Annotated in this window: 21 protein-coding genes; 10 read left to right on the forward strand and 11 right to left on the reverse strand. The window is 71.0% G+C overall.

What is annotated here, in order from left to right:
• The first annotated feature begins 70 nt into the window (after positions 1-70).
• Entirely contained in the window at positions 71-4,000 is a 3,930-nt protein-coding gene (locus ACLQ29_RS31145; protein WP_425774945.1) for a ThuA domain-containing protein, read from the forward strand.
• Positions 4,001-4,054: 54 nt separating this feature from the next.
• On the opposite strand, the gene ACLQ29_RS31150 is transcribed toward ACLQ29_RS31145, so the two are convergent.
• Positions 4,055-4,234, reverse strand: a complete 180-nt coding sequence (locus ACLQ29_RS31150) for a hypothetical protein (RefSeq protein ID WP_425774946.1) — start codon at positions 4,232-4,234, stop codon at positions 4,055-4,057.
• A gap of 42 nt (positions 4,235-4,276) precedes the next feature.
• On the opposite strand from ACLQ29_RS31150, the gene ACLQ29_RS31155 reads away from it, so the two are divergent.
• A complete protein-coding gene (locus ACLQ29_RS31155; RefSeq protein WP_425774947.1) occupies positions 4,277-8,215 on the forward strand; it encodes a DUF7594 domain-containing protein in 3,939 nt (1,312 codons plus the stop codon).
• 90 nt (positions 8,216-8,305) lie between these two features.
• Here the strand turns inward: ACLQ29_RS31155 and ACLQ29_RS31160 are convergent, their stop codons facing one another.
• Positions 8,306-8,770 carry a septum formation initiator gene (locus ACLQ29_RS31160; protein ID WP_425774948.1) on the reverse strand — a complete coding sequence of 155 codons (465 nt, stop codon included), beginning with the start codon at positions 8,768-8,770 and terminating at the stop codon, positions 8,306-8,308.
• A gap of 102 nt (positions 8,771-8,872) precedes the next feature.
• Between ACLQ29_RS31160 and ACLQ29_RS31165 the strand changes: the two genes are divergently transcribed.
• Genes ACLQ29_RS31165 through ACLQ29_RS31175 form a run of 3 tightly spaced genes read left to right on the forward strand, consistent with a single transcriptional unit; the run spans position 8,873 to position 11,437 of the window.
• Positions 8,873-9,568 carry a response regulator transcription factor gene (locus ACLQ29_RS31165; RefSeq protein WP_425774949.1) on the forward strand — a complete coding sequence of 232 codons (696 nt, stop codon included), beginning with the start codon at positions 8,873-8,875 and terminating at the stop codon, positions 9,566-9,568.
• Positions 9,565-10,854 (forward strand): HAMP domain-containing sensor histidine kinase, encoded by a 1,290-nt coding sequence (locus ACLQ29_RS31170; protein ID WP_425758426.1) that lies wholly within the window; start codon positions 9,565-9,567, stop codon positions 10,852-10,854. The genes ACLQ29_RS31165 and ACLQ29_RS31170 overlap by 4 nt, the downstream gene beginning before the upstream one ends.
• A gap of 28 nt (positions 10,855-10,882) precedes the next feature.
• Positions 10,883-11,437: a DUF5872 domain-containing protein gene (locus tag ACLQ29_RS31175; protein WP_425774950.1), complete on the forward strand. Its 555-nt coding sequence runs from the start codon at positions 10,883-10,885 to the stop codon at positions 11,435-11,437.
• Between the two features lie 59 nt (positions 11,438-11,496).
• On the opposite strand, the gene ACLQ29_RS31180 is transcribed toward ACLQ29_RS31175, so the two are convergent.
• Positions 11,497-12,378 (reverse strand): LysR substrate-binding domain-containing protein, encoded by an 882-nt coding sequence (locus ACLQ29_RS31180; protein ID WP_425774951.1) that lies wholly within the window; start codon positions 12,376-12,378, stop codon positions 11,497-11,499.
• Between the two features lie 70 nt (positions 12,379-12,448).
• Between ACLQ29_RS31180 and ACLQ29_RS31185 the strand changes: the two genes are divergently transcribed.
• On the forward strand, positions 12,449-12,928 hold the full coding sequence (locus ACLQ29_RS31185) for a GNAT family N-acetyltransferase (RefSeq protein WP_425774952.1): 480 nt from the start codon (positions 12,449-12,451) through the stop codon (positions 12,926-12,928).
• Positions 12,929-13,090: 162 nt separating this feature from the next.
• Positions 13,091-13,636, forward strand: coding sequence for a PepSY domain-containing protein (locus tag ACLQ29_RS31190; protein ID WP_425774953.1), 546 nt, complete (start codon positions 13,091-13,093; stop codon positions 13,634-13,636).
• Between the two features lie 84 nt (positions 13,637-13,720).
• Here the strand turns inward: ACLQ29_RS31190 and ACLQ29_RS31195 are convergent, their stop codons facing one another.
• The gene (locus tag ACLQ29_RS31195) at positions 13,721-15,649 is read right to left on the reverse strand and encodes an ABC transporter ATP-binding protein (protein ID WP_425774954.1); all 1,929 of its coding nucleotides are present in this window, start codon (positions 15,647-15,649) and stop codon (positions 13,721-13,723) included.
• A gap of 95 nt (positions 15,650-15,744) precedes the next feature.
• The gene (locus ACLQ29_RS31200) at positions 15,745-16,449 is read right to left on the reverse strand and encodes a class I SAM-dependent methyltransferase (protein ID WP_425774955.1); all 705 of its coding nucleotides are present in this window, start codon (positions 16,447-16,449) and stop codon (positions 15,745-15,747) included.
• Positions 16,450-16,510: 61 nt separating this feature from the next.
• Here ACLQ29_RS31200 and ACLQ29_RS31205 point away from each other — a divergent pair, with 61 nt between their 5' ends.
• The gene (locus tag ACLQ29_RS31205) at positions 16,511-17,149 is read left to right on the forward strand and encodes a TetR/AcrR family transcriptional regulator (RefSeq protein WP_393361018.1); all 639 of its coding nucleotides are present in this window, start codon (positions 16,511-16,513) and stop codon (positions 17,147-17,149) included.
• Between the two features lie 404 nt (positions 17,150-17,553).
• Here ACLQ29_RS31205 and ACLQ29_RS31210 read toward each other — a convergent pair whose 3' ends face one another.
• The 3 genes from ACLQ29_RS31210 to ACLQ29_RS31220 all read right to left on the reverse strand — a co-directional run bounded on the left by ACLQ29_RS31210 (position 17,554) and on the right by ACLQ29_RS31220 (position 19,740).
• Complete coding sequence (locus ACLQ29_RS31210) at positions 17,554-18,804, reverse strand: DUF222 domain-containing protein (protein ID WP_425774956.1); 1,251 nt, start codon at positions 18,802-18,804, stop codon at positions 17,554-17,556.
• 9 nt (positions 18,805-18,813) lie between these two features.
• Positions 18,814-19,125, reverse strand: a complete 312-nt coding sequence (locus tag ACLQ29_RS31215) for a hypothetical protein (protein WP_425774957.1) — start codon at positions 19,123-19,125, stop codon at positions 18,814-18,816.
• 93 nt (positions 19,126-19,218) lie between these two features.
• A complete protein-coding gene (locus ACLQ29_RS31220) occupies positions 19,219-19,740 on the reverse strand; it encodes a nitroreductase/quinone reductase family protein (protein ID WP_425774958.1) in 522 nt (173 codons plus the stop codon).
• Positions 19,741-19,853: 113 nt separating this feature from the next.
• On the opposite strand from ACLQ29_RS31220, the gene ACLQ29_RS31225 reads away from it, so the two are divergent.
• Positions 19,854-20,333, forward strand: a complete 480-nt coding sequence (locus ACLQ29_RS31225) for a cold-shock protein (protein ID WP_425774959.1) — start codon at positions 19,854-19,856, stop codon at positions 20,331-20,333.
• Between the two features lie 38 nt (positions 20,334-20,371).
• Here ACLQ29_RS31225 and ACLQ29_RS31230 read toward each other — a convergent pair whose 3' ends face one another.
• From ACLQ29_RS31230 to ACLQ29_RS31240, 3 genes are all read right to left on the reverse strand, one after another.
• Positions 20,372-20,551: a hypothetical protein gene (locus ACLQ29_RS31230; protein ID WP_425774960.1), complete on the reverse strand. Its 180-nt coding sequence runs from the start codon at positions 20,549-20,551 to the stop codon at positions 20,372-20,374.
• Positions 20,552-20,767: 216 nt separating this feature from the next.
• Complete coding sequence (locus ACLQ29_RS31235; protein WP_425774961.1) at positions 20,768-21,514, reverse strand: MBL fold metallo-hydrolase; 747 nt, start codon at positions 21,512-21,514, stop codon at positions 20,768-20,770.
• Between the two features lie 159 nt (positions 21,515-21,673).
• Positions 21,674-22,888, reverse strand: coding sequence for a chitosanase (locus ACLQ29_RS31240; protein WP_425774962.1), 1,215 nt, complete (start codon positions 22,886-22,888; stop codon positions 21,674-21,676).
• A 299-nt stretch (positions 22,889-23,187) separates the two neighbouring features.
• Between ACLQ29_RS31240 and ACLQ29_RS31245 the strand changes: the two genes are divergently transcribed.
• On the forward strand, positions 23,188-23,802 hold the full coding sequence (locus tag ACLQ29_RS31245; protein ID WP_425774963.1) for a hypothetical protein: 615 nt from the start codon (positions 23,188-23,190) through the stop codon (positions 23,800-23,802).
• Positions 23,803-23,810 lie beyond the last annotated feature (8 nt).

Here is a 23,810-nt window from a genome sequence, read left to right on the forward strand (position 1 = left end):
CATTCGCATTTCTCGTTCCACTGCCAGGCGTGATCGGCGCACGCCGTCCTCGCACCACGAAAGGACAACCGTGCGCAGATCCCTGAGATCGTGGCTCGGTGTCGCGCTGAGCGCGATCCTCGTGGCCGGCGGCATCGTCGCCGCGCCACCCACGGCCAGCGCCGCACCGTTCACCGTGCTGGTCTTCAGCAAGACCGCCGGATTCCGGCACGGGTCCATCACCCCGGGCATCGCCGCCATCCAGCAACTCGGCGCCGCCAACGGCTTCACCGTCGAGGCCACCGAGGACGCCGCCCAGTTCACCGACGCCAACCTGGACCGGTTCGCCGCGGTGATCTGGCTGTCCACCACCGGCGACGTGCTCAACGCCGCCCAGCAGGCCGCCTTCGAGCGCTACATCACCGGCGGCGGCGGATACGTGGGCGTGCACGCCGCCTCCGACACCGAGTACGACTGGCCCTGGTACGGCGGGCTGGTCGGGGCATACTTCGCCGCGCACCCGGCCGAGCAGAACGTCACCGTCAAGGTCGCCGACCAGGTGCACCCGTCCACCGCGACCCTGCCGCAGCGGTGGAACCGGTTCGACGAGCTGTACAACTACCGCACCAACCCCCGGGGCGCCGCGCACGTGCTGGCCACCCTCGACGAGAGCACCTACACCGGCGGGGGCATGGGCGCCGACCACCCGATCTCCTGGTGTCAGAACTACTCCGGCGGCCGAGCCTGGTACACGGGCCTGGGCCACACCGACGCGTCGTACACCGAGACGAACTTCCGTCAGCACCTGCTCGGCGGCATCCAGACGGCCGCCGGCGCGGTCGACGCCGACTGCGGCCCCACCGTCACCAGCAGCTTCCAACAGGTGGAGCTGGCCAAGGGCGCGGCCGAGACCGGCGAGCCGATGAGCCTCACCGTCCTGCCGGACCGGGGCGTGCTGCACACCTCCCGCAACGGCGTGATCCGGCACACCGACGCCGCCGGCAACACCAAGATCGCCGCCACCCTGCCGGTCTACACCGGAGACGAGGAGGGCCTACAGGGCATCAAGGCCGACCCCAACTTCGCCACCAACCGCTGGGTGTACGCGTACTACGCCCCACCGCTGAACACTCCCGGCGGCGGCCCTCCGGCCACCGGCACCCCTGCGGACTTCGCCCCCTGGGACGGCGTCAACCGGCTGGCCCGGTTCACCGTCAACGCCGACAACACCATCAACCTGGCCAGCGAGACGTTGATCCTCAACGTGCCGACCAGTCGGGGCATGTGCTGCCACGTCGGCGGTGACATGGACTTCGACGCGGCCGGCAACCTCTACCTGTCCACCGGTGACGACACCAACCCGTTCGACTCGGCCGGCTTCACCCCGATCGACGAGCGGGCCGGGCGCAACCCCGCCTCCGACGCCCAGCGCACCTCGGCGAACAGCAACGACCTGCGCGGCAAGGTGCTCCGGATCAAGCCGAGCGCGGCCGGCGGGTACACCATCCCGGCCGGCAACATGTTCGCACCGGGCACCGCGCGGACCCGCCCGGAGGTCTACGCGATGGGCTTCCGCAACCCGTTCCGGATGAGCGTGGACAAGGCCACCGGCATCGTCTACCTCGGCGACTACGGTCCGGACGCGGGCACCGCCGACCCGAACCGGGGACCGGCGGGCAACGTGGAGTTCGCCCGCATCGACAGGCCCGGCTTCTACGGCTGGCCGTACTGCACCGCCCGCAACGACGCGTACAACGACTACACCTTCCCGTCCGGGCCGTCCGGGCCGAAGTTCGACTGCGCGGGCGGGCCGGTGAACAACTCGCCGAACAACACGGGCATCACCCAGCTGCCGCCGGCCATCTCGGCGTGGCTGCCGTACGGCGGCTCCGGCTCGCCGCCGGAGTTCACCGGCGGCGGCCTGTCGCCGATGGGCGGCCCGGTCTACCGGTACGACCCGAACAACACCTCGCCGGTGGCCTTCCCGGAGTACTACGACGGGACCTACTTCGCCGGTGAGTTCGGCCGCCGCTGGATCAAGAACATCAAGCTCGACGCGTCCGGCCAACCGCTGAAGATCAACCCGTTCCCGTGGACCGGCACGCAGGTCATGGACATGGAGTTCGGGCCGGACGGCGCGCTCTACGTGCTCGACTACGGCACCGGCTGGTTCAACGGCGACGCCAACTCGGCGCTCTACCGCATCGAGTACGCCCGCGAGGGCAGAGCGCCCGTCGCCAAGGTTTCCGCCACCCCGACCAGCGGCACCGCGCCGCTGACCGTGGCCTTCTCCTCGGCCGGCACCCTCGATCCGGACGGTGACCCGTTCACCTACGCCTGGGACTTCGACAACAACGGCAGCACCGACTCGACCGCCGCGAACCCGAGCTTCACGTACACCACGACCGGAACCCGCAGCCCGACGCTGACGGTGCGGGACACCACCGGCAAGACGGCCACCGCGAGCGTGGTCGTCACGGTCGGCAACAGCGCGCCGGTGGTCACCGTGAACACCCCGTTGAACGGGCAGACGTTCTCCTTCGGCGACGCCGTCCCGTTCAGCGTCACCGTCACCGACGCCCAGGACGGTGCGATCAACTGCTCCCGGGTGAAGGTGAACTACGTCCTCGGCCACGACTCGCACGGCCACCAGCTCGGCAGCGCGCAGGGCTGCACCGGGGTCATCCAGACCACCGCCGACGGTGAGCACGACACGGCGGCGAACATCTTCGGCATCATCGACGCCGAGTACACCGACCTGGGCGGGGGCGGCCAACCGCCGCTGACCACGCACACCCAGGCGGTGCTGCAACCCCGGGTCCGTCAGGCCGAGCACTTCGGTGACTCGTCCGGCGTGCAGATCGTGTCCGGGGCGGCCGGTCACGGTGGCGCGGCGGTCGGCTACATCGACAACAACGACTGGATCTCGTTCCGCCCGTACAACCTGACCGGCGTCCAGTCGTTCAGCGCCCGGGTCGGTGCCCCGGCCGGCGGGGGCGGCACGGTGGAGCTGCGGGTCGACTCGCCGACCGGGCCGCTCGTCGGCTCGGCCACCGTGGTCCCCACCGGCGGGTACGCCACTTTCGTCACGGTCACCGGCGGGGTCACCGCCCCGACCGGCACCCGGACCCTGTTCCTGGTCTTCAAGGGCGCCGGCCCGTGGTTCGACATCGACGAGTTCACCCTCTCCGCCAGCCCCGGCGGTCCCGGTCCCGACCCGGACCCCGAACCGGGCGCTAACCTGGCTCGGGGCAAGCCGGCCCGCGCGTCCAGCTCCGAGGGGGCCTACACGCCGGCGAACGCCTTCGACGGCGCGACCGGCACCCGCTGGAGCAGCACGTTCAGCGATCCGCAGTGGGTAGACGTGGACCTGGGCGCCACGTACGCCATCAATCGGGTCAAGCTGACCTGGGAGGCCGCGTACGGCAGCGGGTATCAGATCCAGACCTCGGCGGACGGCGTCACCTTCACCACGATCCGGACGGTGACCGGCGGCGACGGCGGCGTGGACGACCTGACCGGGCTCACCGGCTCCGGCCGGTACGTCCGGCTGCTCGGCACCACGCGGGGCACCGCCTGGGGTTACTCGCTGTTCGAGTTCGAGGTGTACGGCGGCACCGGCGGCTCGACCGGCGGCAACCTGCTGCTGAACAAACCCACGTCGACGTCCAGCAACGAGGGGGCCGACGTGTCGGGCGCCCAGGCGGTCGACGGCAGCCTCACCACCCGCTGGTCGAGCACGTTCTCCGATCCGCAGTGGATCCGGGTCGACCTCGGCAGCCCCACCGCGATCGGCCGGGTCAAGCTGAGCTGGGAGGCGGCGTACAGCAGCGCGTACCAGATCCAGACCTCGAACGACGGCACCACCTGGACCACCGCGAAGACGGTGACCGGGGCCGACGGCGGCGTGGACGAGCACACCGGGCTCGGCGCCAACGGCCGTTACCTACGGATCAACGGCACCGCCCGGGGCACCGGCTACGGCCACTCGCTCTGGGAGGTGGAGGCGTACAGCAGCTGAACCACCACCGCGGACGGGGCCGGCACGGTGTTCCGTGCCGGCCCCGTCCGTCGCTCACGTGCTGGGCGTCGGTGTGGGCGTCCGGGTGAACGGCCACGGGTACTCTCCGAACAGGTTTGTGCACGCGGTGAGCAGGCCCTGGCGTGCGTCGGCCAGACGTTTGTCGGCCGGTCCCTTGTCGACCGGTCCCTTGTCGACGTCGGTCGTCGGCGACGGGGACCGCGTGCCGGCCACACCCTTGCTAGGCTCCGCCCAATTTCCACGGGGGAGAAGATCATGGGTGTCCGCTTTCGGCAGTCGCGTGCGGGCTACCGGCGCCCCAAGGTGCTGCTGCTCGTCCTCATCCTGCTGGTAACCGGCGCGGCCCAGGCGGTGGCGGTGCCTGCGCGTGCGGCGAGCGACGTAGAGACCGTTCGCCACCGCTGGCTACAACTGTTGACCGACAGTGACACCAACCACGCCGGTGATGCCCGCTATGCCGGCCGCCTCCCGGATGTCCCCCAAATCCAGGGTTACGCCGCCAGCATCGACCCGCTGGCCGTCGCAGACGCGGACAATCCCGAGCACGGGCGGCTGTGGCCGATCGAGTTCGACTACGACAGCACGACGGGCGTGTCCAGGTCGGTCGATCGGCTGGCGCAGATGGCCGCCGCCTACGCCACGCCGGGGACCATTCTCACCGGCAACGCGGCGCTGGCCGATACGACGGTCGGCGGGCTCAACGCACTCGTCGACACGTTCCCGAACAGTGCTGCCGAGCTGCCGCTGCCGCATCCCGCCGGGGAGTGGTACGACTGGGAAATCGCCATCCCCAAGCAAATCGTCAACATCGCGGTGATGATGTGGGGGCATCCGAGGCTTGCCGTGCGGGACTACCTCTCGGCCATCGAGGTGCTCACGCCCACCTGCACGCGGTCCGGCCGCAGCACCAACGGCGACGACTACGCCGAACCGACCCGTGGCGCGAACCGCACCTGGAAATGCGCCACCGAGGTCATGATGGGTGTCCTGGCCAACGACGTCGCGGCCATCGCCACGGCACGGGACAACGCCCTGGAGACGATGGCGACCGTGCAGGTCGGCGAGGGCATCTATCGCGACGGTTCCTTCATCCAGCACGGCCGGCACCCGTACAGCGGCGGTTACGGCACCTCGATGGCCCAGACGTACGCGGAGCTGATCTACGCCCTGAGTGGCTCGCCCTGGGCGATCGACGGCGCCGCCAGCACCGCGTTCGCTGGTTGGCTGCGAGACGGCCTGCGGCCCCTGGTGTACCGAGGTGCCGGCACGCCCGGCGTGCGGGGGAGGGAGATCGCGCGGGCCGGGACGGGGAGGCGCGGCGATCCCGCCGGGACCAGCATCAGCAACCACCAGTCCGGGCACGGTCTTACGCGGGCCGCGCTCATCCTGGCCGAGGTGGTGCCCGCGACCGAGGCGCTGCGACTGCGCCGGATGGCGAAGGGGCTGATCAGCGGCGACACCTTCGCGCCCTACCCGGACAACTATTTCCTGTCGCTGTTCACGCTCGCGCGGGCCTACGCGGTGATCGACGCGGTCAATGTGGTCGGCGAAGTGGATCTCGTCGCCACCAAGGTGTACGCCGGCATGGACCAGGTCACCCACCAGCGGCCCGGTTACCTGGCCGGGGTGAGCATGTTCTCCAACCGGATCCTCGACTACGAGACCCTCGGCCAGAACCCGCGCGGATGGTTCACCCGGTACGGCATGACGCAGCTGAGCCTGCCAAACGACCTGGGTCAGTACGACGACGCCTACTGGCCGACGGTGGACGCAACCCGTCTGCCCGGCACGACCGTCTCCACCGCAGCCCGGTCCACGACGCACCCCAGTGGCGTGCCATCCACCGCGAGTTGGGTCGGCGGCGCGTCGCTCGACGACCGGTACGCCTCGGTCGGCATGGAGCTGCGCGACCCGTTCTCGGACCTCACGGCGAAGAAGTCCTGGTTCCTCTACGACAACGAGATCGTCGCGCTCGGCGCGGGCATCACCGGTACCGGCACCATCATCACCACCGTGGACCAGCGGCGAGTGAGTGGTGCCGAGGCGCTGACCATCAACGGGACAGCGCGCTGCGCCACAAACGGCAGCACCGAGGTCATCAGTGGCGTGACGAACGCTCACCTCAGTGGCCAGAACATCGGTTACTACTTCCCGGGCGCGGTGACGCTGCACTGCAAGCGTGAGATCCGAAGTGGCACCTGGAACGCGATCGACCCGGGTGGCAGCACGACGCCGCACCAGCGTGCGTACGTGTCCCTCTGGATCGACCACGGCACGAACCCGTCGAACGCCTCCTACAGCTACGCGCTGCTGCCCGGGGCGGGCGCACAGCAGACCGCCGAGTACGCCGCGAATCCGCAGTTCCGCGTGCTGCGCAACGAGAAGACGATCCAGTCGGTCCAGCAGCACCCGCTCGATGTCATCGGCGTCAACTTCTGGCAGCCCCGGGTGACCCAGCGGTTGGACGCGTGGGGCGAGGCCGAGTTCCTGACGGTCGATGACGCGGCTTCGATGGTGCTGCTGCGTACGCCCACCACCATCAGGGTTGCCGCGGCTGATCCCACCCAGCGCCGTACGGGCGCGCTGCACATGAAGCTGAACACTCCCAGCGGGGGCCTGGTGTCCGGGTCGCCCGGCGTACGGCTGGTGCAGACGGTGCCGGCGATCCTGAGCGTGACCTCGTTCCAGACCGGTGGCGCCACCGAGACCGCGGTGGTGGCGACCGACCCGCGGGTACTCCGTCCGACGGACGATGCGATGGTCTGGAAGGACAACGGCGACGTGAACTACGGCGGCACCGGTCTGGTCGTGAAGGGCACCGGCGACGGCTGGACGCGGCACAGCTACCTCAAGTTCGACCTGGCCGGTGTGGACCCGACCGACATCGCCAGTGCCACCTTGCGGATGTACGGCAGCAACACGACCTGCACCGGATGCACCACGGACCTGGTTGTCCAAGCGGCTGACGACAAATGGAGCGAGAAGACGCTGACCTGGAACAACGCTCCCCTGCCCGACGGGGGTCCGGTCGGCAACCTCACGGTCGGCACGGCGCCCGCGTACGCCAACGGCGACGTCACCACCCATGTCCGGGAGCAGGCAGCCGGTGACGGAGTGGTCACCTTCGTGTTGAGCGATCCAGCGCGGACCGGCGACTTCGTGCTGCTCAACAACAGGGAGGCCCCGACCGGTCAGCCGGAACTCATCCTGACTCTGCGGGGACCACAGCTCGACAACTGGCAGCAGCCAAATGCCAGCAGCATCCCCATCGGCGACACGTGGGTCGACTCAGGCGTACCCGGCGGCGCCTACGGCCAGTCGCCGGTGAACGCCGTCAAACACACCACCACTCGGCAGCGGGCCACCTACTTGACCTTCGACATCGCGCAGTACGGCGAGATCGAGTACGCCAAGCTGCAGTTCCATGCGCGGGTGACGGACGCCGTTCCAGGCGCGGACAGGGTGGTCGTCTCCGAGGTCGGCGATGCCTGGAACGAGGGTCTGGTCAGCTGGAACAGCAGGCCCGCTGCCGGCGCGGCCCTGAAAACGGTGAACGTGTCCGCTGAAGGCGGCATGGTCGAGCTGGACGTGACCGACTATCTACGGCGCAACGCCGCCGACGGACGGGCCTCGTTCGCGATTACCGGCGATCCAGCGGGAAGCCACAAGTACATCGGCATCACCTCACGGGAGAGTACGGTGAACCCGCCGGATCTGATCATCCGGGCCGAGCACGCCGACCGGCCGGCGCTCGCGGACACGTACGTCGACGCTGCCAGGCCGGCGGCGGCACCTGGCAGCGGCACCACGCTGGCGGCCGATGCCGGCAATCGGGTGGCCCTCCTGCGGTACAGCCTCGCCGCGGTGGCCGATATGAACCGGGTTGCCGTCAACCTGTACGTCAGTCAGTGCGCTACGCAGCCGGTGACGCTCAGGGTCAACGGCGGCGCGGATGGCGGATGGACAGAGAGTGGTACGTCCTGGAACACCCGGCCGTCGGCGACGTTCACGTCCGTGCGAGAGGTGACGTGCACCGGCGACAGTCCGTATGTGTCCATTGATGTCACTGGCTTTGCGATAGCGCAGTGGTTCGGTGACCAGAGTCTGAGCCTGCAGGTCACCGCAGACCGCTCCGTCACCATCGGGAGCAGGGAGTCGGCCAACCCGCCTACGCTGACCATCAAGACCAGTTGATCCGACCCCCGCTGGCGGAGCCCTGCTCGTCCGTCGCCGGGAGGAGACACCGCCCATGGTCGTCCTGGGCCGCGACGCGGTACCTCCGGCTCAGTCGTCGGCGACAGCCACCGGCTCCGAGCCGATGCAACGCACCTTCAACTCGTACTGGCGGGTCGACCCCGCGAACGTGACCTCGACGTCGTCGTCCGGGCCCCGGTCCACGTCCCGGACCCGGTAACCCTGCGCGGGCGCCCAGGAGACGAGGCGTACGCCGTCGGCGCCGCACTCGGCCACGGCCGTTCCGCCGTCGGTGGCGAACCCCCGACGGGCCCCGGGGCTGGCGCTCGGTGCGGCGCCCGTCGTGCCCGGAGCGGCCGAGCCGGTGCCCGTGGCGCCGGTGGGCACCGGCTCCGGCGAGGCGAGCGCGCGTTCGATCTCCGCCTCGCTGCGCACCCCGCCCGGGGTGCCGGTGATGCTCTCCCCGACCAGCTGGATCGCGCCCAACCCGATCAGGGTGGCCACGGCGACCGTGGCCACCCATCCGGCGGCGACGAGAAGCGAACGACGGCCCATGCGCTGACTATCCCCGATCCGTCCTTGTCGTTGGCACATCCGGACGCTAAGGCATGGTTAACGTGCGCCTCGCCGCAGGCGGCAGCGGTTAACCTGCCAGCTGTGGCCCGCCTGCTGCTCATCGAGGACGACCTGACCATTCGTACGCCGCTGATCCGGGCGTTGCGGGAACGCGGCCACGCGGTGGCCGCCGCCTCGACCGCGATGGCCGGCCTCCGGGACGCCCTGGAGGACCGACCCGACCTCGTCGTGCTCGACCTGGGCCTGCCCGACCTGGACGGCCGCGAGCTGCTGCGGATGCTGCGCGCGGTCAGCTCGGTGCCGGTCATCGTGGCCACCGCCCGCGACGACGAGGCCGAGATCGTCCGGGTGCTCGACGCGGGCGCCGACGACTACGTGGTCAAGCCGTTCACCGCCGCGCAGCTCGACGCCCGCGTCCGTGCGGTGCTGCGCCGGGGCCCGACCGGCGCAGACGGGCAGGACCCGTCGCTCGTCGTGGGCGGGCTGCGTGTCGACCCCCGGTCCCGGCAGGTCACCCTGGACGGGACGGCTGTGGAGTTGACGCCGCGCGAGTTCGACCTGCTGCACCACCTGGCCGGCCGCCCCGGCCAGGTGGTCACCAAACGTGAACTGCTCACCGAGGTGTGGCAGATCCCGTACGGCGGCGCCGACAAGACCGTCGACGTGCACCTGTCCTGGCTGCGGCGCAAGCTGGGGGAGAACGCCCAGCAGCCGCGCTACCTGCACACCGTGCGCGGGGTCGGGGTGCGTCTCGAGGCGCCGGCGGCGCAGCCGTGAGGGCCCGGCTCGCGCTGCTGGTCGCCGCCGTCAGCGTGCTCACCCTCATCGCGTTCCTGGTGCCGCTGGCACTGCTGGTCCGCACCGTCGCGGAGGACCGGGCCACGGTTGCGGCCACCGCCGACGCGCAGAGCCTGGTGCCGGTGGTCGGCACCGCCGACGCGACGACGATCCGACTCACCGTCGAGCAACTCGCCGCGGAGTCGGGGCGACCGGTGAGTGTCTTCCTGCCGGACGGGTCGGTGCTCGGCGCGCAGACCCCCCGTACCCCGGCGGTGGCCCTGGCCGCGCGCGGGCAGAGCCTCACCGGGGAGTCGGCGGCCGGCCGGGAGGTGGTCATCGCCGTGCAGGGCCGGGCGGACGGGACCGGAGTGATCCGGATCGTGGTGCCGCGACACGAGCTGACCGCCGGGGTCACCCGGTCCTGGTTGGTGCTTGCCCTGCTCGGTGTGCTGCTGGTGCTGATCGGTCTGTTGGTGGCCGACCGGCTGGCCCGTAACCTGGTCCGGCCGATCAGCGACCTGTCCGCCGTGTCGCACCGGCTGGCCAACGCCGAACTGGACGCCCGGGTCACCCCGGCCGGTCCGGCCGAGCTGCGCGAGGTGGCCGGCGCGCTCAACCATCTCGCCACCCGGATCCAGGTGCTCCTGGTGCAGGAGCGCGAGCAGGTCGCCGACCTGTCGCACCGGTTGCGTACCCCGTTGACGGCGTTGCGGCTGGAGGCGGAGTCGTTGCGGGACCCGGACGACGCCGCCCGGATCACCACCGCGGCCGACGGTCTCGAACGCGCGGTCAGCGGGCTGATCCGGCAGGCCCGGTGGCGTCACTCGCCGACGGCGCGGCCGGCCACCTCGGACGCGGCGGCGATCGTCGCCGACCGGGTCGCGTTCTGGTCGGTGCTGGCCGAGGACACCGGCCGGGCCGTCACCCTCGACCTGGTTCCCGGCCCGCTGCCGGTGGGCGTGCCCGCCGACGACCTGGCGGCGGCCGTGGACGCACTGCTCGGAAACGTCTTCGCGCACACCCCCGACGGGACGCCGTTCGCCGTCCACCTCACCCGCGACGAGGGGGAGGTGGTTCTCACCGTGGTGGACGCCGGCCCGGGCCTGCCGGTCGGGGCGGTCCGCCGGGGCGCCAGCGCGGCCGGGTCGACAGGTCTCGGCCTGGACATCGCCCGGCGCGCCGCGCAGGCCGGCGGCGGCAGCCTGGAGTTGCGGGCCGGTCCGACCGGCGGGGCGCGGGTGCTGCTGCGGCTGCGTCCACCGGCGTCGCGGCGGGAGGGTTAGGCGCGACGCTCTCGGGTAGCTGCCAGCTATGGCGCGGTATACGAAACCCGAGCTCAGGGAGCAGATCAAGGAAGAGGTCAAGGCCTCCGACAAGGGCGGCAGGCCGGGGCAGTGGTCGGCGCGCAAGTCACAGCTGGTGACTCAGGAGTACAAGAAGCGCGGCGGGGGATTCCTGGGCGAAAAGGACGAGCGGCAGAAGTCGCTTCAGCGCTGGGGCAACGAGAAGTGGCAGACGAAAGAGGGCGACACCCGGGCGCGCAAGGGCGGCACGACGAGCCGCTACCTGCCCAAGAAGGCCTGGGACGAGATGTCGGACAGCCAGAAACGCGCGACCGACACCAAGAAGCGTGCCGCCTCCCGGTCCGGCAAGCAGTACGTGGCCAACACCGGGCCGGCGAAACGGGCGCGTCGCGACGCCACCACGGCCGGCCGGATGTCGGAGATGTCGGTCGCCGAGGCCGCCAAGTTGGTCCGTGGCCTCGACACACGGCAGCTCAGGACCGCGTTGCGCAACGAGCATGCCGGCAAGGACCGCAAGACGCTCGTCCAGCGGCTCGAAGCGGAACTCAACAGGCGCGGCTAGCCGCGCCGGTCAGGGTGCTGCCGCACCGCGCCGGTCAGGGTGCTGCCGCACCGCGCCGGTCAGCGTGCCTGACCCGCGGCCTCGAAGCCCGTCGAGGTGATCCGGTCGTCATCTCGGCGGCGCAGGATCTGCACCTCGGTGGTGGCCTCGGTATCGGTCAACGGCAGCACTGACACCGAGGCGGGCACCACGGCGGAGATGCTCGCCGGCGCGATCGTCACCCCGAGGCCGGCCGCGACCAGGTGCGCCACAGTGGCCCAGCTCGTGGCGTCCTGGACGATGCGCGGGGTGTAGCCGGCTTCCAGGCACGGCCGAAGATTGCGCTGGTAGGCCCGCTCGCCGGCCACCCGGGGGAAGAAGACGAACGGGTCGTCGCGCAGCACCACGGCGTTTATCGCGAGGTTGGCCGCCCGCGGGTGGTCGGCCGGCAGGACGGCGACGAAGGACTCGGTGGCGAACGTGGTGCCGACCAGGTCGTCGTGGTCGTCCGCGTCCCGAACCACGCCGAGATCGACCTCGCCGTTCAACAACCGGTCGACGATATGTGCCGTGTACGCCTCGTGCAGGCGCAGGTGGACGGCCGGATGCCGCTCGCGGAAACGACGGATCGGCCCGGCCAGCCCGAGCGGGATCGCCGAACTGACGAAGCCGATGTCGAAGCGCCCCTGCTCCCCGCGCCCGATGCGGCCAGCCTCGTGCACGTCGTCGGCCACGGCGGCCAGCACCCGCCGGCACCGGCCCAGATACGCCTCACCGGCGGGCGTCAGCGCCACCGACCGGGAGGTGCGAACGAACAGCGGCGTACCGATCATCGCCTCGAGCTGGCGGATCTGCTGCGACAGCGGCGGCTGGGCCATCCGCAGCCGCGCCGCGGCCCGGCCGAAATGCAGCTCCTCGGCGACCGCGACGAAGTAGCGCAGGTGGCGCAACTCGGGTTCCATACGTCAAGGATACGAATGACTCCGAACAAGATATTGGACGTTCGAATGGCGGCGGCCGGAGAATCGAACCATGAACCCGAGCACGCTCACCGTCACGTCCATGACGACCGCTGCGGAGGCCGAGGCCTTCCGGACGCTCAACGAGGAATGGATCGCCCACTTCTTCACCATCGAGGAGTCGGACCGTAAGACGCTCGGCGACCCGTTCGCCGCCATCGTCGTCCCGGGCGGCGACGTGCTGATCCTCCGCGACGGCGGGGAGATCATCGGCTGCGTCGCCCTGGTCCGCAGCTCGGACGACGTCTTCGAACTGTCGAAGATGACGGTGGCCCCGGCGGCGCGCGGCAAGGGCCTCGGCCGCCAGCTCATCGAGGCGGCGATCGAGCGCGCCCGCCAGCTCGGCGCGACCACCCTGTTCCTGGGCAGCAGCACCACGCTCGCCAACGCCGTGCACCTCTACGAGACTGCCGGCTTCCAGCACGTCAGCCCGGACCAGATCCCGCTGCCGCCGTACGCCCGCGCCGACGTCTTCATGAAGATGGCGCTCTGATCACCTCCGGCCGACGCGGAGTTCCGGGGCTCGGCGCACGGCCGACGCCAGCGCCGGCTTAACCCGGCCTTAGCGTTCGGACAGCGCGGTGCTATCCCCGTTCAGCCGATCCTCGTAGTCGACAGCCCAGGAGTTGACATCCGAGGAAAGGTGGACACCACGATGAAGCGCACCAACCTGCTTCTGGCGACGGTCGGCGGGTCGGCGGTGCTGGCGGTGGCCGGGGTCGCGCTCGGCGTCAACGCCGTGAGCGACACGCGGGCCGGCGGCACGGCACTCGCCGCGGCCACCGTCGCCCCGACGGCCACGGACGCGCCGGAGGCGGGCGCGACCACCGCCACGCCAGGGACCAGCGGTACGCCGTCGGCCGGCGCCTCGTCGGGTACGCCGTCGAGCGGTACGCCGACCACGAGCACCGCCCCGGCGGGCAGCGCCGTCGACGAGAAGCGCGCCGGCGAGATCGCACTCGCCAAGGCCGGTGGCGGCCAGATCGTCGAGGTCGAGGCCGAGCAGGAGAACGGCCGGCCGGTGTGGAGCGTCGAGATCGTCGCCGGTGAGACCGAGCACGAGGTGGACGTCGACCGGGACAACGGCTCGGTGGTCAAGGCCGAGCAGGAGCCCGTCGACGCCGACGACAACGACGCCGATGACAACGACGACAACGACGACAACGACGACGACAACGACGACAACGACGACAACGACTGACCGTCCGCTGCCGCCGCCCGTTCCGGGGATCTCCCGGGGCGGGCGGCGGCTCGCGTCGTGGAGCAGGAGCCCGGTGCGGCGGCCTCAGCTGGCGACGCGTTGCTCCTGGACCGTCGGTTGCTCCTGGACCGTCGGTTGCTCCTGGACCGTCGGTTGCTCCTGGTCGAACTGGGTGCGGTACAACTCCTGATACCGGCCACCTGCGGCGAGCAGGTCGCCGTGTCGCCCACGCTCGACGATCCGTCCGTCTTCGACGACGAGGATCTGGTCTGCCGCACGGATGGTGGAGAGCCGGTGCGCGATGACCACACTCGTCCGGCCGGTCAGGGCTTCGGCGAGGGCCTCCTGAACCGCTGCCTCGGAGGTGGAGTCGAGGTGCGCGGTGGCCTCGTCGAGGATGACCACGCGCGGACGGGCCAGCAGCAGCCGCGCGATGGTGAGCCGTTGCCGTTCCCCGCCCGACAGCCGGTACCCGCGTTCACCGACGACGGTGTCGAGCCCATCGGGAAGTGAGCGGATCAGGTCGTCGAGGCGGGCCCGCCGGAGCACCTCCCACATCTCGTCCTCCGTGGCGTCCGGCGAAGCGAACGCCAGGTTGGCGCGGATGCTCTCGTGGAAGAGATGCCCGTCCTGGGTGACCACGCCCAGCGAGGTCCGGATCGACTCGGCCGACAGGTCGCGTACGTCGACGTCGGCGAGCGTCACCGCGCCGTCCTCGACGTCATACAGGCGGGGGACGAGCTGCGCGATCGTCGACTTGCCCGCCCCGGAGGAGCCGACGAGGGCGACCATCTGCCCCGCCTCGGCGCGGAACGACACCCCGTGCAGCACCTCCTCGCCGCCCCGGGCATCGAGCTTCACCACGTCCTCGAGGGACGCGAGCGACACCCGGTCCGCCGAGGGGTAGCCGAACCGCACCTTGTCGAACTCCACCGCGACCGGCCCGTCGGGAAGCGGGCGCGCGTCGGGCCGGTCGAGGATCAGCGGCTTGAGGTCGAGGACCTCGAACACCCGCTCGAAGCTCACCAGCGCGCTCATCACCTCCACCCGAGCGCTGGCCAGCGAGGTCAACGGCGCGTAGAGGCGCGACAGCAGCAGCGCCAGGGCGACCACGGTCCCGGCGTCGAGGCTGCCGCGGAGGGCGTAGAGACCACCCAGCCCGTAGACCAGGGCCAGCGCCAGCGAGCCGACGACGGTGAGCGCGGTGATGAAGACCCACTGGAGCATGGCGGCACGGATGCCGATGTCCCGCACCCGACGCGCGCGTGCCGCGAACTCGGCCGACTCCTCGGCTGGCCGCCCGTACAGCTTGACCAGGGTCGCGCCGGGCGCGGAGAAACGTTCGGTCATCCGTGTGCTCATGGCCGCGTTGTGCTCGGCCGCCTCACGCTGCAACTGGGCGAGCTTCGAACCCATCCGGCGCGCCGGGAGGACGAAGACGGGGAGCAGCACGAGCACCAGCACCGTGATCTGCCACGAGAAGCTGAGCATCACCGCAAGCGTCAGCGCCAGGGTGACAGCGTTGCCGACGACCCCGGACAGGGTGTCACTGAAGGCCCGCTGCGCGCCGATCACGTCGTTGTTCAGGCGGCTGACAAGCGCACCGGTGCGCGTCCGGGTGAAGAACGCCACGGGCATGCGTTGGACGTGGTCGAAGACTGCCGTCCGCAGTTGGACGATGAGGCCCTCACCGATGCTGGCGGACAGGAACCGCGTCACCAGACCCAGGCCGGCTTCGGCCAGGGCGATCACGGCGATCAGCACCGCCAACCGGATCACGACGTCGCTGTCGGCACCGTCGACGATGGCCTCCACCACCCGTCCGGCGAGGACCGGCGCCGCCACCGTGAGGACCGCCGTCACCACGCTCAACAGCAGGAACCTGATGATCAGGGCACGGTGCGGCCGCGCGAACCCCGCGATGCGCTTCAGGGTGACACGGGACAGCGGTCGTTCTTCCTGCGCGTTCATCGCGTGGTGCAGAGACGTCCACGCGGTAAATTCCATGCTCATGCCTTACCTCCGATACCGGAGGTTAGGACCTCACCCGAGCTTGAGGTCAAGTCACCGCGCCGAGCGTTCCCGCCCGGCGGGCGACCGGAGATTGGCTAGGCGTCGCGGCGCAGCGTGAACCAGAAGGTCGGCACCGAGTTGGTGCCCGGTGTGACGTCGAGTAGTTCCCAGCCGCGGAACCTGGCGCGGAGCTCGTCGGCCGTGACGCCTGCCGCCCACGATGTGACCTCGGGGATCGGATTGCCGATCGGCTCGGGACCGTACCCGAACATCAGCAACCGTGCTCCGGGAGCGGCGCGGTGGGTGAGCCCGGCGGCGTAGGCATCGCGGCGGTGTAGTGGGACGCCGCAGTAGCAGCTCAGGTCGAAGAACAGGTCGAAGGGGCCCGGCACGTCCAGCTCGTCGAGGCGGGTGGCGTCTCCGTGCAGCACCCGTACCGCCACGCCCGCCGCCGCGGCCTTCTCCCTGGCCTGGTCGACGGCGCGGTCGATCAGGTCGACGGCCGCCACCTCCCAGCCGTGCCGCGCGAGGTAGGTGGCGTTGGTCCCGGTGCCGCAGCCGAGTTCGAGGGCGCGGCCGGGCGGCAGCGCCCCGGGCCCCTCTACCAGGTCGACCAGCTCGGGCGGCGTCACGCCGGTGTCCCACGGCGGCTTGCCGGCGCGGTAGTAGCGCTCCAGCGCGCGGTGGACGGCCTCCTCCTCCGGGTCTCGCTGCTCCTCCGGGTCTCGCTGCTCCTCCGGGTCTCGGTGCGTTGAGGCCAGGTCCGGGTCCGGCTTCTGGGTGGCGTTGGGCTGGGCCATCGTGTCCTCCAAGAATTTAGAGCTCAACTCTAGTGACGTGCTCTAAAGATAGGCTCGCAATATGGACAAGGTCAAGCGGCCGGACAAGCGAGCCGAGCGCTCACGCCGTACCCGTGACAAGGTCGTCGACGCGGCTCGCGAGTTGTTCGTCGCGCAGGGTTACGGGGCGACGAGCCTGCAGGAGGTCGCGGACCGGGCGGGCGTGGCCGTCCAGACGGTCTACTTCGTCTTCCGCAACAAGCGCACGCTGTTCAAGGACGTCGTCGACGCGTCCATCGCCGGGGACACCGAGCCGATCGCCACAATGGATCGTGAGTGGTTTCGCGCCGCGTGCGCCGAACCCACCGCAGCCGGGCAGTTGCGCGCGCACGTCCACGGCACCTGCGAGATCCTGGGCCGGGTCGCCCCGATCATGCCGCTGATCGCGGCTGCCGCGGCCACCGACCCGGAGATCGCCGCACAGTGGCCGGACGGCCCCGACCCGCGCTACACCGTGCAGTACGCGGCAGCCGAAGCCCTGGTCGGCAAGCCCGACACCCGCCCCGGCCTCTCCGTCGAGATGGCGGCGGACCTGCTGTTCGGCCTGCTCAGCCCGCAGCTCTACCTGATCTTCGTCCGCGACCGCGACTGGTCACCGGACACGTGGGAAGAATGGGCCCGCACCACCTTGACCTCCCAACTCTGCGCCGACCCCGGCTGAGCGGACGGACGTCACGATCGCCCTCCCGCCTCGCGATGGTTGGCGCCGTGGTCGCGGCGGATCCCAGGAGCCGCCGCTCCGATTGGGTATCCACATGATCCAGGTGATCAACGCCAGTTCCGGGTGGTGGGCAGGGACGTGCATATGCCGGCTCGCGGATATACCGGGTCGTGGTGGGCAGCCATGGGTGGCCCAATAGCTGCCGGCTCGCCTTGAGGCCCTGCCCCGGCCGGGTGCTCGGTCAACGCCGCTCCAGCTCGGTCGGTCTCGCCGCCGCGGTTGATGATGGTGACGGTCCTGCCGGTCACGGTGAGGTGGGCGTCCTCGGCAAAGATCCCCTGGCCATCGGTACGCAGCAAGCCATCCGTCAACGGTTGCTGGCGAAGGCCCTCGGCTGGTCGTGTCTAGGGCCGCCGGTGGTAGTGGTTGCGGCGGGGGACCTGTTGGGGGTCGAGCCAGGCGGGTGGGATGAATTCGGGGTGGCCGTCGCCTGCCAACCGCACTGTCCAGTCGTTGTGGTGGAGGTGTCGGTGGTGGTGGCCGCAGAGCAGGACGGCGTTGGCCAGGGTGGTGGTGCCGCCGTCGGCCCAGTGGTGGATGTGGTGGGCGTCGCACCAGCGTGGTGGGCGGTCGCAGCCGGGGAAGGCGCAGCCGCCGTCGCGCAGGACGAGGGCGCGGCGCAGTGAGCCGGTGACGAGGCGGCGTTGCCGGCCGACGTCGAGGACCTGGCCGGTGCCACCGAGGACGGCCGGGAGGATCGCGGCGTCGCAGGCGAGTCGGCGCACCGTGTCGGGGGTGAGGCGCGGGCCGGTGTCGAGTGCGCCGACACCCAACTCGCGGGCCAGCGAGTCGTAGCCGGTGGTGACGACGATCTGGGCGTGGTCGCCGCCGCTGTCGGGCAGCTCACCCGTGCGCAGGGCGAGTCGGCACACGTCGGCGAGGGCGTCATGGCGGCGTTGGCCGGCGCATCGGGTGTCGTCGGGCCCGGTGGGTGCGCTGAGGGGGGCGATGGCGGCGCGGAGCAGCGCCGCGGCTTCCGCGTCGAGGGTGCCGGTGAGTCGCAGCCGGCCGTCGGTCTGCTCGGAGAGGGTGAGGGTTCGGTCGCGGGTCGCCCGGGCAGCCTCGGCGTCCAGTGCGGCGTGGGCGGCGGCGTCGGCGATGTCGGGGGCGACGTGGTCGAGGATGCGGGTGCCGAGTTTGCGCATCAGGATGGGATCGAACTGGCCGGCCCAGTCGGTGAGCACTCCGACGGCCTTGTCGGCGACCTCCGGCCCGGCGGCCGTCTGCACGGCCGTGACGGTGTCGACGATGACTCGGGCATGCTCCACGCTGACCGCGCCGGTCGCCAGAGCCTCCCGCACGGCGGCCGGGGCCGCGTCGACGCGGGCCGCGAGATCGACCAGCCGGCGCGCGGCGGGGACTGTCAACCGCAGTCGCTCGCGCAGCCAGACCGCCGTGCTGGACGCGCCCTGCGTCAGTGCGGTGCCGCGACCGTCCAACTCGCGCACCAACGCCAGCTTGACGGCGGCGAGGCGTTGCTCGACGCGGTGCGCTGCGTCGAGCGCGGCGATCAGCTCATGCTCGGTGAGGGCCCAGGCCGAGCCGCCAACGCAGGCGGCAACCGCGTCGTCCGCCTGCGCCAACTCCTCGACCATGACGACACACTAGAACACATGTACGACAATTTCCCCGGTCATGATCGACCGCTGGGCTCGGTGGTCAAGGCCGAGAAAGAGCCGGTCGACGGCCCCGACGACGCGGACGCCGACGACGCGGACGCCGACGACGCGGACGCCGCCGCCGCCGCCGACGACGCCGCCGCCGCCGCCGACGCCGACGCCGACGCCGACGCCGCGGCCGACGCCGACGCCGGCGCCGACGCCGACGCGGCCGACGGCGACGCGGCCGACGGCGACGCGGCCGACGCCGACGACCACAAGTGCGACGACGACAGCTCCTACGCCCACCGACACCACCCAGCCGCGCCCCGACCGGGTCCGCCATCCTCGCCGGGGCGCGGCTCTGTTGTCGCAGGACGCGCGGCGGTGTGGGGGAGCGGGCCTACCGCGTCAGGCGTCGGGCTGCGGCTGGCCGGCAACACCCTCGACGCCGGAGCGGGGCTCGAGAACCACCACCGCGGTTTCGGACGGGCGCAGGGCCGCGAAGGCGTCCAGATTGGTGTCGACGTCGCGCCAGCGGGCCCACAGGCGGGTCCGCTCGTCCCCGGTCGCGGCGCGCCCACGGACCAGCCGCCGCCCGTCCACCAGGTCGACTGTCGCCTCCGGATGGGTCCGCAGGTTGAGCCACCAGGCGGGTTCACCCTCGCCCCAGCCGTTCATCGCCAACGTGAACAGGTTCGGCCCATCCTCCAGGTACGCGACGATGACACCGCGTTGCTGGCCGGTACGGCGACCGGTCGTGGTCAGTCGCAGGGTGCCCCAACGGTCCGGGCGGGGCCGCCAGAGCCCGACTCGGCCGCGAAACACCCGGTAGAGCCCTCGGTGCACCGACCAGGCCGTCCGGATGAACCAGCGCGGCGGCAGCTTCGGTTTCCTTGCGCGATCCTCGATCGACACGACGACCTCCCGCACCAGCGTGGCGATGGTACGAACAGCATGCCAGCCGCGCCCCCGGCGCGGAATGGCGCGCACGGTGATCGTGGGAGCCAGGTCGCGAGGTATTCGGTACGGTTGTCGGGCAGTGGGTGGAAGTAGTCGAGATCCTGGTGGAGTGGTGGGAGTGGGTGGTGGCTGTGTGGGCGGTAGGTAAGGTCATCCGGTTCGATGAGGCACGTGGTTACGGTTTCATCGCGCCGGCGAAAGGCGGCGAGGACATTTTCGTCCACGCCAACGACTTCGGCGAGCAGCGGCATCTGGTGCATCCCGGCATGCGTGTCGAGTACGAGGTGGAGGCCGGCGACCGTGGTCTGAAGGTGGCGGCGCTGCGGATCGTCGAGTCGGTCGCGGTCGCCCGGCCGGAACGGGCACCGGACGTGGTGCCGACGCGGACCGGGCAGACCGGGGAGGATGACGGGATGTGCGACGTCCTGTCGCCGCGCGAGTTCTCCTACGAGGTGACGGAGTTGCTGATCGAGCGGGTGCCGACGCTGACCGGGGCCCAGATCTCCGCGATCCGGCAGTCTCTGGTCGACCACGCCAGATCGCACGGTTGGGTCGAGAGCTGAGCCGCTGGCCCGTTCGGCTCACCGGTGCCGTGCTGTCGTCATCGGCGAACGGGTGCGAACGGCACCCGTAGGTCGATGCCCCGACGGGTCACGGCCAGGGCCTCACCGATGAAGCTGATGCCGATGGTGAGTTGGATCGGACGGGCCGCCGTCTCTGGGCGCACGCCGAGTGCCTGCTCGGCGACTCCGGCGGCAGCCGCGCGGATCGACGCCGCCACCTGGACTCGCTTGTCGCCGCCCCGGCCGGCGCCGCCGGGTAGCGGTCCGCCTAGGGTCTGTGTCAAAGCCCTCGGTCGAGCCGAGGCGGAGTCCAGACGGCGATCCGGCAAGGCGAAGATTCGTCCGGATACCGGTGTTGTATCCGGACGAATCTTCAACGCGGCCGGTCGTCGTCTGGGCCCGCCGCAGGCCGGCCAGGGGCTTTGACACACGCCCTAGACGTCTCTGCGCAGGTAGGTCTGGGCCAACTGACGCAGGCGTGCCCGGTCGAAGCTGCGCCCGTGGCCGGGGTGGACGATGGACACGTCGAGGTCGGCGAGAAACTCCATGCTGCGTCGGTAGTCGGCCACATCGGAGTTCGGCAGATCGTCGATCAGCGCGCCCTCGTAGATGATGTCGCCGGAGTACAAGGTCCCGGTGCGTTCCTCCAGCAGGGCGACGCTGCCCGGCGTGTGGCCGGGAAGGTGCAGCACGGTGAGTGTTCGCCCGCCCAGGTCGACGTGGTCGCCGTCGTCGAGCAGGCGGTGCAGGGTCATGGGTGCGATGCGGTAGGCGGCCGGGTCGTAGTCGGGATCGGGCAGGGCGTCGATCATCAGCTCCGGGACGGGTTCGCCCGCCGCGTCGATCCCGAGCTTGTCGAAGAGCTCCGCGCCGTACAGGCTCGCCGGCACGCCCGCCGCCAGGAGGTCCGCCTCGGCGGGGTGCGCGGCCCGGTCCGCGAACTCGGCCGCCCCGCCGACGTGATCCAGGTGCGCGTGGGTGAGCAGGACCATCGGATCGCGCGCGAACATGGCCGGGATCGCCTCCCGGAGGGCGACGACCCCGAGCCCCGCATCGATCACCAGGTCCCGATCGTTGCCGCGCAACCACCAGAAGTTCGCCGACAGGAGTTCGTTGACGTGCGGTTCCGAGAGCCGGGTGAGACCGCTACCGGCCTCGGCTCGGGTGTACCAGTCGACCATGTCGGCAAGTGTGCCAGTGCGCGATCCCGTTTTCGTGCCCGCCGGTTCGGCCACCCCACCGACCAGCGGCAGTCCTGAGCCGTGTCGTCAGCGTCGAGGCGGGGTCGCGTACGGGGGACGGCTCAGGGCGCCGCGCGGGCGGCGCCCTGAGCGTCTGCGTCAGCCGATGCGGAACTGCTCGCCGTAGACGGCGAACGCCAGCGGCGTGTTCAGGTTGAGGTTGCCGTTGTTGAGGAACACCCGCTGGGCCGTGTCGACGCGGGACGTGTCCGAGTGGGCTTCCTCCTTCTTCATCTCGATGACCCGCTCGTCGAGGAACGCGTTGAGCCAGGTCCGCTCGTCGCCGCCCTGCGCCGGGGGCTTCGCGCGCGCGAGGGCGCGGCTGCGGATCTGGCGCATGCCCTCGTACCCGTGCATCACCGCCGCGTCGTAGTAGGCGAACTGACCGAGTGCCCGGACCTGGTCGTTCTTGCCGTCGCGTACCGACGGGTTGAAGTAGACCCGGTCCCGCTCGGCCTCCTGCGCGGCGCGGAACACCGAGTCGTTGGCCGCGGTCCGCCAGTCGCGGGAGAAGTTGGGGTCGAGACCCGCGTGCGAGGCGGTGCCGTTGACGGCGCGCAGCGCCGGCAGGTATCCGGCCAGCACGTTGCCGGGCTTGGTGCGCGTGTACGCCTCGACCAGTTCGAGCATGTCGCCGGTGCCGGAGCAGAAGCCGATGATGCCGGCGGTGTAGCCGCGGCCGTCGCCGATGTCCTCGATGTAGGAGAACTGCGCACGCCAGTCGAGCGAGGAGTTCTCCGCGGCCGAGACGAGCTGCATGGCGACGTCCTTCTTCGCCGGGTCGTCGAGGTTGGCGCCGGCCGGGACGGTAGCGGTAGGCGTGGGGCTGGGGGTGCCACCGCCGGGCAGCGTCCACTGCTGGTTCGTGGTGCCGCCGCAGGTCCAGATCTGCAACCGGGCGCCGTTCGCGGTGCTCCGGTCGGTCACGTCGAGGCACTTGCCCGAGGCGGTGTTGACCAGAGCGCCGTTGCTGGCCGTCCACTTCTGCGCGCCGGTGTTGTTGCAGTCGTACAACTGGATCTTGGCGCCGTTGGCTGTCGACGCGGCGGTGACGTCCAGGCACTTGCCGAGCGCGCGGATCGAGGTGTCGGTGTTGCCGACCGTCCACGTCTGGGCGGTGCTGCCGTTGCAGTCGTAGAGCTGGACCGGCGTGCCGTTCGCCGGATTGGCCCCGGCGACGTCGACGCACTTGCCGCCCAGGCCGGTGATCGCGCCGGCGGTCGCGGCGCTGGCCGACGGCAGGCCGTAGCCGACCGCCGCGACGCCGGTCAGCAGGGTGCCCACGACGTAGGCGGCTGTTCTCTTGCGGACCATGGTGTTCCTCGGGGAAGGGGCGGCATGCCGCCGGCCGGTCGGTGCCCGGCGCGACGATCGGCCCCGGCGGGCACCGCGAGCATCTGGAAACTGTATTAACAGATATCAGTGCGTCGCGGTGCCGTCAATCGATGACAGCGGGCCGTGACGACGCGTGTTCATCTCGTCGTCGGCGGGCGTTCTGCGCGAGGACGGCTACCGGGGTGCTCGGTCGCCGAGGCGCCCAGTTAGATGGCGTGAGCAGTACCGCGTCCCGGGCGGAACGACCCGGGACGGCACCGACACGCAAGGAGCAGTCCATGGCAGTCCACCTTCGCCGTACCGGGTCTCTGTGGGTCACGGCCGCCGCCGTGCTCGCCGTGGCGGCGTTGTCCGCCTGCGGCAGCGCCGACGCCGCCGACCCGGTCGCCGCGCCCAGCGTCGGCGCGCCGACCGAGGCCGCGCCGACCGGCGCCGTGCGGCCGGCGATCAAGGGCAAGTTGCGCGGGTACGGCACGGTGCGGCAGCTCAGTGAGACCGCGGACCTGGTGGTTCGGGGTGAGGTCGAGGCGACCGGGTTCCGGGTGGACGAGGTGCTGCGCGCGGCGAACGGAACCTCCGTCGGGGCCGGGACGCGGATCACGCTCGCCAGCCTGGATCGCGGCGTCGCGGACATGGCCCAGATGTCCACGCTCACCTCGGGTCAGGTCGTGGTGCTCTATCTCGCCAAGGACCCGGCGGCCGCGACGTTCCGTACGCTCAGCGGTGACTTCGGGGTGTTCGACGTGGCCGGCGCCGGTGACGACGCGGTCGTGGTGTCCCGCTCGCAGGCCATGGCCGTCAGCGGCCTGGTCGACGAGGACCCGGCCGCGTCCGGCCACGGCTTCCGCACCACCCTCGGCCAGGTTCGGGCCGTCGCCGCCCAGGTGAAGTAGGACGACGG

Source organism: Micromonospora sp. DT228 (genome assembly GCF_049841595.1).
Lineage (GTDB): Bacteria > Actinomycetota > Actinomycetes > Mycobacteriales > Micromonosporaceae > Micromonospora.